Below are 9,396 nucleotides of genomic sequence, written 5' to 3'. Positions count from 1 at the left end.
CAGGGTGCTGAGCCAGGGCATCGCCATGCGGCCCAGCACCCGGCCCTGGAGATCGTATTCCACCTTCGCCAGACCATGGCGTTCAGCCTCGGCGATCAGCCGGGTGAAGTGGATGTGCGTCGTCAGATCACACTCCCCCAGGTCGCACAGCACATTGTCGTCCATGTGATGATGCCGGTACCGTCGCAGTGTGCCGTCCGCACGTGAATCGGCAAAAAACTCCTCCGCGTCGAGGCCGTAGTCGGCGATGAAAATCTTCCCGGCGAAGGCCGCATGGGCCAGGTCGCGGATCCACGTCAGCATGGCGAGATTGATCTCGATCGTGTGGCCGGGTGCGAGGTCGTGGGGCAGATGTTTCGCCTCTTCCATGAGTTCTGAACACGACATGTCGCCTGCGATGAACCGGAATGCTTCAGGACCATCCGCCTCGACGAACAGCTCCCGCCAGCGCTCTCCGCACCAGCGAACGAGGTGGACGGGAAAAGCGTCGGGAAGCTCGTTGCACACGAAAAAGCCGTGCCTGGGGCCGCTTGGCAGCGCGGTGAGGCTTTCCACCCACTGCACACGGTCGCCGAGCCGTTTCGCCTGGACCTCCCGATAACGCGGATTCGGCTCCACGATGAGATAGCGCAGCGGCTTCCGGTCCAGGGCGCTCAAGATGTCCTCGGCGAGCTGGCCATCATGCGCCCCCTGCTCGATGATTGTGAAATCCTCCGGCTCACCTGCCGCCTGCCATTCCTCCAGGGCGCGCATCGCCAGCAGCTTCCCAAACAGCGGCCCCACACTCACGCTGGTGAAGAAATCGCCGTGCCGGCCGATCCGCCGCGGTCCGGGGCCATAATAACCATGCTCAGGATGATAAAGCGCCAGTTCCATGACCTGGGCGAAGGGCAGCCGTCCCGCCGGTAGGGCGGTGATCTGGTCGCGGAGGATCTGGGGCAGGGGTGACATCGGACGGGAAACAACTGGCGCGGAATGTGAAGGACGGGTAATTTTTCCGCCCATTCTTTTTCCCCGCCATGTTTCGTGATGATCCCGACCCCCAGCCCGTGCGCAACTGGCGCGGAGAAACCGGCCTGAAACTGCCTTTTTACCGCCGCGGCTGGTTCAGCGCCCTGCTGGCGCTGTTCATCCTCGGCGTCCTGGCCGCGTTCGGCGTGTACAGCGTCGTGGTGGCCCCCTTGCGGCGGGATGCCGAGAAATTCGACCTGGAGGAGCTGAAGAAGCTCGAGTCCGCCAGCATCATTTATGACCGCAATGGCGACGAAATGGCCCGGCTTTACGTGCTGAACCGCACTCCGGTGCCGATCACCGACGTGCCGCAGCATTTCATCGACGCGCTCGTGGCGCAGGAGGACAGCCGCTTCTTCAAGCACGACGGGGTCGATTATATCGGCCTGGCCCGTGCGGTCTGGACGAACCTCCAGGCCGGCGAGGTGACCCAGGGGGCCAGCACCATCACGCAGCAGCTCGCCCGGCAGACCTTCAAGCTGCTGGAGCGCAGCTACAAACGAAAGATCCTCGAAGCCTTCCTCGCCCAGCGCATCGAGAAGCACTTCTCCAAGCCGGAGATTCTCGAGCTCTACCTGAACCGCATCTTCTTCGGCGCCAATTTCTACGGCGTGCAGGCCGCTGCGCGCGGTTACTTCGGCAAGGACGTCAAGGAGCTCTCCATCGAGGAGTCAGCCACCATCTGCGGCCTCATCAAGAGCCCGAACAACATCCAGCCCGTCAAGCACCCGCAGCGGGCGCTGAAGGAGCGTAACTACGTGCTCGACCGCATGGCCACCGAAGGCACCCTGACCGTGGTCGAGGCGGAGAAACTGAAGCTGAAGCCGCTCATCACCGCGCCGCAGAGCAGCGACCCGCGCCTCAGCTACGTGTTCGATGCCGTCAGGCGTGAAGTGGTCGATCTCGTCGGCGAGGAACGGGCCTCCATCGGCGGTTTCCGCATTTACACCAGCATCGACCAGGACGTGCAAAAGACGGCGGAGAACGCGCTCAACAAGCACCTGGCCGAGACGGAGAAACGCCCCGGCTACGAGCACCAGACGTATGAGCAGTTCCGTGCCATCATCAGCGACTACCGCGCGCGGATGAAGCGTGGCGAGATCGATCCTGCCACGCCCAAGCCGGTGCCGGAATACCTCCAGGCCGCCGCCTTGATGATCGACAACAAGGACGGCAGCATCCTGGCGATGGTCGGCGGGCGTGATTTTGGCGACAGCCAGTTCAACCGCGCCACCGACGGCCTGCGTCCGGTGGGAACGGCCTTCACCCCCTTTGTGTACGCCGCTGCCTTCAGCAGCCCGGGCGTCTATCCCGGCACCAAGGTCGATGATGCGCCGCTGGACAACCGCCGCGTGATGATCGGCGGTCTGACCGGCATTTTGGGCGAGTGGGGGGCGGAGGTGGACAATCCCAAGTGGTCGCAGGCTCCCATGAGCTCGCGCGAGGCGCTGGTGATGGGCCGCAACTCCGCCACCGTGCGTCTCGGTGAACGCGTTGGCGTGCCGATGGTGAAGGAGGTGGCGCAGAAGGCCGGCATCAGCTCGGAGATGCGCGATTACCCCTCCACCTTCCTCGGCGCGAGCGAGGCCAAGCTCAGCGAGATGTGCCTGGCCTACTCCAATTTCCCCACGCTGGGCAGCCGTCCGCAGAAGCTGCACCTCATCCAGCGCATCACCGACAGCAATGACAAGGCCGTCTTCCAGATCGCCGAGGCGGCGCTGCAAAGCGTGCAGAGCATGGACCCCATCGCCGCCTACCAGACGCACACCTGCCTCGTCGATGCGCTGCATCGCGGCACCGGCAGCGCCGCGGTCACCAAATACAAGCTGGGCGAGTTCGTGGCCGGCGGGAAAACCGGCACGCATTATGAGTTCAAGGACCTGTGGTTCCTCGGCTACACCTCGGAGATCACCTGCGGTGTGTGGGCCGGCTTTGACAAGAGCAAGACCATCTTCCCCGGTGCTTTCTCCAATCGCGTGCTGCTCCCGGCGTGGGTGGACATGGTGAATGCCAGCACCACACGTTACGTGCCGCGTGAGGTCACGCCGCCGCAGTTCGCGGAGCGGGTCGAGATCTGCCAGCGCAGCGGCATGCGGGCCACGGATTACTGCTACGAGAAGGTCAAAGGCCCGGACGGCGTCGAAAAATCCGTCCGCGCGACCTACGTCGAGTACATCCGCCCCGGAACGCCGATGGAGGGGCTCTGCACGGCCCATACCGGTGAGGGGCTGCCCAAGGAGATCGCGCAATTCCAGCATCAGGCCACCTTCGGCGGCATCCAGGCCGCCCCGCTCATCGCCGACGCGGCCAAATGGGTCCACATCGAGCCGGTGCGCATGCAGGCGCTCACCGTGATCGGCGAGGATCCCTACAACGCCGAGCAGGCCGTGCCCCGTGCCCGTCCGGTGAATGACGACGGCAGTCCGATCCGCAAGGCCATCCCGGTCGATGCCGTGAACGAGACCAACGACGGCCCGGTGCTCAAGCTGGCCCCGCCGCCGCCGATGAAGATTGATTTGTGAAGAGTCATGATCTTTCTGAGTCGCGCAAGTTTTCCGGTCGCATTGGCAAGTCTCGCGTTCTGCGCAGTATTCATCTTTTTTGGATGCAAGGCGATCAAGACCGGAAAGGTTTCTTCAAATGGAGCTGAGCATTTTCGTGACACCAGTCCAATGGCATTCTGGGCGGTCACAGGGATCTATTTTATCGGCGCGTTTTTGTCTGCGATCGCAGCGATCATGCACATGATGGATGCGCTGTGATCTATGAGGAAAGAGTTCGGGCGCTGATCATCTCAGCAGCATCCCGCCCTTTTCCGCATCAAATCCCTTCTCCCACTTCGCCACGACGAGCGTGGCGACGGTGTTGCCGATGAGATTGGTCAGAGCACGCGCCTCAGACATGAATCGGTCGATGCCGATGAGCATCGCCAATCCGGCGACGGGGATGCCGGTGTCGATGGTGGAAAGCGTGGCCACCAGCGTGATGAATCCCGCGCCCGTGACGCCTGCCGCGCCTTTGGACGTCAGCAGCAGCACGCCGAGCAGACCGAGTTGCTGCCAGAGCGACAGATGCGTGTTCGTGGCCTGGGCGACGAACAGCGCGGCCAGCGTGAGGTAGATGCAGGTGCCGTCGAGATTGAACGAGTAGCCGGAGGGAACGACCACGCCGACCACGGACTTGTCACAGCCGGATTTCTCCAGCTTTTGCATGAGCTGCGGCAGTGCGGTCTCCGATGACGACGTGCCGAGCACGAGCAGCAGCTCGTCCTTGATGTGCTTGATCACCTTCCAGATGCTGAAGCCGTTCAGCCTGCACACGGCCCCTAGCACGACGAAGACAAACAAGCCGCAGGTCAGATAGACGCAGCCGAGCACCTTTGCCAGTTTCACCAGCGTGTGCGGCCCCTCGGAGCCCACCGTGAAGGCCATCGCTCCAAACGCGGCGATGGGAGCGATCCGGGTAATGATGGCAACGAGCTTGAAAAACACCTCCGACACCGCGTGCAGCAGTTCCAGCACGACGTGGCCTTTCTCGCCCATCTGGCACAACGCAACGGCCACCAGGATCGCCAGGAACAGCGCCGGGAGCACCGAATCGTCGGTGAAAGCGCCCACGAACGTCTTGGGCACGATGTTCATGATGAAAGCCTTCGTGCTCGTGTCGTGCGCCTTGGCCGCGTACTCGCTGATTTTCGTCGTTTCCTTCGCGGTGGCGTCCAGATCCATTCCCGAGCCCGGCTGGGCCAGGTTCGCCACCAGCAGGCCGATGATCAGCGCCAGCGTGGTCAGCACCTCGAAATAAACCAGCGCCTTCCAGCCGACGCGGCCCACGCGTTTCAGATCGCCCATGCTCGCGATGCCGGTCACGACCGTGCAGAAGATGATCGGCGCGATGAGCATTTTGATCGCCTTGATGAAGATCTCGGCCAGCGGCTGCATCTTCACCCCGGTCTCCGGCCAGAACAGCCCCAGCAGGATTCCCAGCAGGATCCCCAGCAGTACCTGCACGTAGAGAATTTTCAGCCATTTCATGGCCGCCGATGCTGGCAGGTCCCGGGCAAAAGCCAAGAGGCTTTCTTGCACCCACCGCCGTGCGTGCTAGGCTCGCGGCCCTCAAACCTCCAATTCGCACGCATCATGGGCAAAACTCTCTTCGAAAAAGTCTGGGAATCGCACGTCGTTGGCACGCTCGCCAACGGCCAGACGCAGCTTCTCATCGACACGCACCTCGTCCATGAAGTGACCAGCCCGCAGGCCTTCGGCATGCTGCGTGATTTGAACCTGAAAGTCGCCTATCCGCACCGCACCTTCGCCACGGTTGATCACATCGTACCCACCGACGTGCAGACCGAGCCCTTCGCCGACCCGCTCGCGGCCGAGATGATCAAGGAACTGCGCAAAAATGCCGTCGAGTTCGGCATCACCTATTTCGATTTGAGCAGTGGCAAGCAGGGCATCGTCCACGTCGTCGGACCTGAACAGGGCATCACCCAGCCCGGCACCACCATTGCCTGCGGCGACAGCCACACCGCCACGCATGGCGCTTTCGGCGCGATCGCCTTCGGCATCGGCACCACGCAGGTGCGCGACATCCTCGCCACGCAGACCATGGCACTCAGCAAGATGAAGGTCCGCCGCATCAACGTGGACGGCCAGCTTCGTCCCGGCGTTTACGCCAAGGATGTCATCCTGCACATCATCCGCCTGCTTGGCGCCAACGGCGGCATCGGCTACGCCTACGAATACGGCGGCAGCCTCTTCGACGCCATGTCGATGGAGGAGCGCATGACCGTCTGCAACATGTCCATCGAAGGCGGTGCCCGCTGCGGCTACGTCAATCCGGACGAAAAGACCTTCGAATACCTCAAGGGCCGCCCGTATTCGCCGAAAGGCACCGAATGGGACGCCACCGTCGAAAAATGGCGTGCCGTCGCCTCCGACAAGGACGCCGTTTATGACGACGTGGTGAACATCAAGGCCGAGGACGTGCCACCGACCGTCACCTGGGGCACCAGCCCCGACCAGGGCATCTCCGTCACCGAAAACGTGCCGACGCCCGACAGCGCCGCCAACGACGCGCAGCGCGTTTCCATCCAGGACGCGCTCACTTACATGCAGCTTCCCGCCGGCCAGCCGATCAAAGGCACCAAGATCGACGTCGCATTCATCGGCTCCTGCACCAACGGCCGCCTCAGTGACTTCCGCGAAGTGGCGAAGTTCATCAAGGGCCGCAAAGTCGCCGCCGGAGTCAAAGCCATTGCCGTTCCCGGCTCCCAGATCGTCGATGTCCTCGCCCGTCAGGAAGGTCTCGACAAGGTCTTCAGCGAAGCCGGCTTCGAATGGCGCGGCGCAGGCTGCTCCATGTGCCTCGCGATGAATCCCGACAAGCTCATCGGCGACCAGCTCTGCGCTTCGTCCTCGAACCGCAACTTCAAAGGCCGTCAGGGCAGCCCCACCGGCCGCACCGTCCTCATGAGCCCCGTCATGGTCGCCGCCGCCGCCCTCACCGGCAGCATCGCCGACGCCCGCGAGGTGTTTGCGATCGCGGGTTGATCGGAAAGACAGAGTTTAAAAAGGAGGGCGGATTCGTGAGAGTCCGCTCTCTTTTTCTGATCTGATGAAACCAAAGCCAAACATCGGACGGATAGAACCCGTCTCTTGAAATCCGTGGTCTTGATTCTGGCGCTTATCATCCTCTCCCTCCTCGCCCTCAATGCGTGGACCCTGACGCCAACGCGTTGGCAGTGGCAGGCGCAGCTTCTCACGCAGGAGTTCGGGCACTGGTTCGCCTTGTGGTCGCTCGTGTTGCTCCATCCTGCGACCGGGCAGTCACCGTGGTGTGCCGTGCCCTTCGTGGCACTGGCCTGCGTGTTCATGATTCCCGCCATTCAGGCTTCACGCATCGCGAAAGCCGAGAATCTGCCCTTCTCCTGGCTTCGCCTGTGGTTCCCGCTTCGACTCGATCAACCTGCCGTGCGATGGGAGCGCCGCACCTACTGGCAAAGCGGCGACGAATCGCTCGACATCGTGATTCATCGGCCTGCCGTTGCCAGCAAGCCGCTGCCCTGCCTCGTGATCGCTCACACCGGCGGCTGGGACAGTGGTGATCCAGGTGAATTTGACTGGGCAAACACCGAACTCGCCTCGCACGGCTACGTCCTGTGTTCCTTCGGCTATCGTCTCGCTCCAAAACACAGGTGGCCGGCTCAAATCGAGGACACGAAACATGCCTTCGCGTGGATTCGCGATCACGCGGCCGAACTCGGCATCGACACCAGTCGGATCGTCCTCATGGGGCGTTCCGCCGGCGCACAGATCGCTGCCGCATGTGCTTTCAGCATGCCGGAGCTCTCAGTTCGCGGCTGCATCATCGTTTACGGCACCCCGAACATGTACATCGCCCGCGAATGGTCGCTGCCGGATGACCTGTTGAAATCGCTCACGCTCGTCCGGCAATACATGGGCGGCGATCCGCATGAAGTGCCCGACGCTTATCGCAGTGCCTCCGCCACCGAGTTCCTCGACACGTACTGCCTGCCCACGCTGCTCATCCACGGCACGCTCGATTCGCTCGTCGGTATCGGCCACAGCCGCCTTTTCAACCAGCGCCTCGCCCATCGTGACGATCATCACTTCATCGAGTTCCCCTGGGGCACGCACGGCACCGATTACTTCCCCAGCACACCCGGCGGTCAGCTTTCGATCGCCGCGATTCAGCGCTTCATGGAACGATTCACGGCCTGCAGCCCGTAATGGAGCGCGGACCTCCGAGTCCGCAGCATTCCGCCACAGCCAGCGCTCCATGAAATCCTACGGCCTCCTTTTCTGCCTCGTCGCGTCATTCTCATTTGCCAGCGACCTTCAACTCACTCTTCCGCCCGTCATCTATGCCACGCCGGAGGTGGAGATGAGCATCTACCACGACAACATCGTCCTCACCGAGATGCCGCAGGACTACCGCTTTGAATTCGCCTGCGACGTCGGCTCGAACGAGGCACAGCGCTGGACCGTGAAACCGACCGAACGCGATGTCGGCGATCATCCCATCGCCATCACGATCAAAGACGCGAGCGGCAAAGTGCTGGAGCAGGGCAAGATCACCTTGCACGTCTCGCCGCGCACCGCTGGCGAAGGTAAAACGCTGCGTCTCCTCATCGTGGGCGACAGCCTCACGCACGCGACCGTCTATCCCAACGAGATCGCCAATCTGCTGTCACGCCCCGGCAATCCAAAGTGGACGATGCTCGGCACCCACAAGCCCGCGTCTGCAAAACCCGGCGTTGCGCACGAAGGCTACGGCGGCTGGGCCTGGGCCACTTTTCTCACCAAGTTCACGCCTCAGACGCCCGGAGTCACCGCAGGGCCGCTCGCCCGCAAGGCCACCAGCCCCTTCATCTTCCCTGCTGCCGATGGCAAAACGGGCGTCTTCGATCTGAACCGCTACTTCAAAGATCATTGCGACAACCAACCGCCCGATGTCGTTACCTTCCTCCTCGGCATCAATGACTGCTTCGGAGCCGATCCCGAAAAGCCCGACGCCAAAATCAACGAGGTGCTCGACAATGCCGACAAGCTCCTCGCTGAGTTTCACAAAGCCGCGCCGAAGGCCATCCTCGCCGTCGGTCTCACCACGCCGCCGAACTCACGGGAATCCGGCTTCGAGGCCAACTACAAGGGCAAATACCATCGCTGGGGCTGGAAACGCATCCAGCATCGCCTCGTTCAACTCATGCTCGAACGCCTCTCCAACCGCGAAAAAGACGGCATTCATCTCGTCCCCACCGAACTCAACGTCGATCCCGTTGGCGGCTACCCGGACAACAACGGCGTCCATCCCAATCCCACCGGCTACGCGCAGATCGGCGCGAGCTTTTATTCCTGGATGAAATCGAAGCTCTGACGGAGCGCGGGCCTCCGTAGTTTTGTCAGGCTTGTTGTTTGTGACGATTAAGTCACGATAGCGACATGAAGAAGATCTTGGCCATCATTGTCTTTGTCACGCTACTGATGGCAGTGGTTGTGGCATTGATGCAGCAATCGAAGCATTCTGAGTACAAAGTGACTCAAGTTGCAGTTTTGGATGATGTGACAGAAGTTGAGAAGGTTTTCAATGCCCCGGAAGGGCAGCCATTCATTCTTGTAGCGTGGGGAGAATGGCTCAGAGAGCGGCTGAAATTACCACTCGATGAACGGCAGTATGTGCTCTGCTCAAGGTTCGAATTAGCCGGCTTTCAAAAGCGGTATGAGGCGGACAACGCTCCAGAGCCACTCATGTTGAGCGATCAGATAAGCAACAGGGCATATCTATACTCTCTGAACAAAAGGCTCAGATACCCGCAAAACAGCCCCTATCCTGTCGAACTCCGGGTGGCAAAGCCATGAG

The 9,396-nt window shown here is 61.7% G+C and carries 8 protein-coding genes; 6 read left to right on the top strand and 2 right to left on the bottom strand.

Annotated features, from left to right (window positions below):
- The coding region (locus tag IAE77_RS04105; RefSeq protein ID WP_294222245.1) for an SAM-dependent methyltransferase at positions 1-951 on the bottom strand (951 nt) is incomplete at its 3' end.
- A gap of 68 nt (positions 952-1,019) precedes the next feature.
- Here IAE77_RS04105 and IAE77_RS04100 point away from each other — a divergent pair.
- Together IAE77_RS04100 and IAE77_RS04095 are read left to right on the top strand one after the other, a co-directional pair.
- Positions 1,020-3,533 (top strand): transglycosylase domain-containing protein, encoded by a 2,514-nt coding sequence (locus IAE77_RS04100; protein ID WP_294222242.1) that lies wholly within the window; start codon positions 1,020-1,022, stop codon positions 3,531-3,533.
- Between the two features lie 6 nt (positions 3,534-3,539).
- Positions 3,540-3,773: a hypothetical protein gene (locus IAE77_RS04095; RefSeq protein ID WP_294222239.1), complete on the top strand. Its 234-nt coding sequence runs from the start codon at positions 3,540-3,542 to the stop codon at positions 3,771-3,773.
- A 27-nt stretch (positions 3,774-3,800) separates the two neighbouring features.
- Here IAE77_RS04095 and dctA read toward each other — a convergent pair whose 3' ends face one another.
- On the bottom strand, positions 3,801-5,045 hold the full coding sequence (dctA, locus tag IAE77_RS04090; protein WP_294222236.1) for a C4-dicarboxylate transporter DctA: 1,245 nt from the start codon (positions 5,043-5,045) through the stop codon (positions 3,801-3,803).
- Positions 5,046-5,150: 105 nt separating this feature from the next.
- On the opposite strand from dctA, the gene leuC reads away from it, so the two are divergent.
- The 4 genes from leuC to IAE77_RS04070 all read left to right on the top strand — a co-directional run bounded on the left by leuC (position 5,151) and on the right by IAE77_RS04070 (position 9,395).
- Complete coding sequence (gene leuC / locus IAE77_RS04085) at positions 5,151-6,566, top strand: 3-isopropylmalate dehydratase large subunit (protein ID WP_294222233.1); 1,416 nt, start codon at positions 5,151-5,153, stop codon at positions 6,564-6,566.
- A 114-nt stretch (positions 6,567-6,680) separates the two neighbouring features.
- Positions 6,681-7,766, top strand: coding sequence for an alpha/beta hydrolase (locus IAE77_RS04080; RefSeq protein ID WP_294222247.1), 1,086 nt, complete (start codon positions 6,681-6,683; stop codon positions 7,764-7,766).
- 49 nt (positions 7,767-7,815) lie between these two features.
- Positions 7,816-8,913 (top strand): SGNH/GDSL hydrolase family protein, encoded by a 1,098-nt coding sequence (locus IAE77_RS04075; RefSeq protein ID WP_294222230.1) that lies wholly within the window; start codon positions 7,816-7,818, stop codon positions 8,911-8,913.
- Positions 8,914-8,978: 65 nt separating this feature from the next.
- The gene (locus IAE77_RS04070) at positions 8,979-9,395 is read left to right on the top strand and encodes a hypothetical protein (RefSeq protein WP_294222227.1); all 417 of its coding nucleotides are present in this window, start codon (positions 8,979-8,981) and stop codon (positions 9,393-9,395) included.
- Position 9,396 lies beyond the last annotated feature (1 nt).

This window comes from Prosthecobacter sp. (assembly GCF_014879935.1).
Lineage (GTDB): Bacteria > Verrucomicrobiota > Verrucomicrobiia > Verrucomicrobiales > Verrucomicrobiaceae > Prosthecobacter.
Note: the sequence above shows the minus strand (reverse complement) of the source record. Positions and strands in the feature narration are given on the sequence as shown.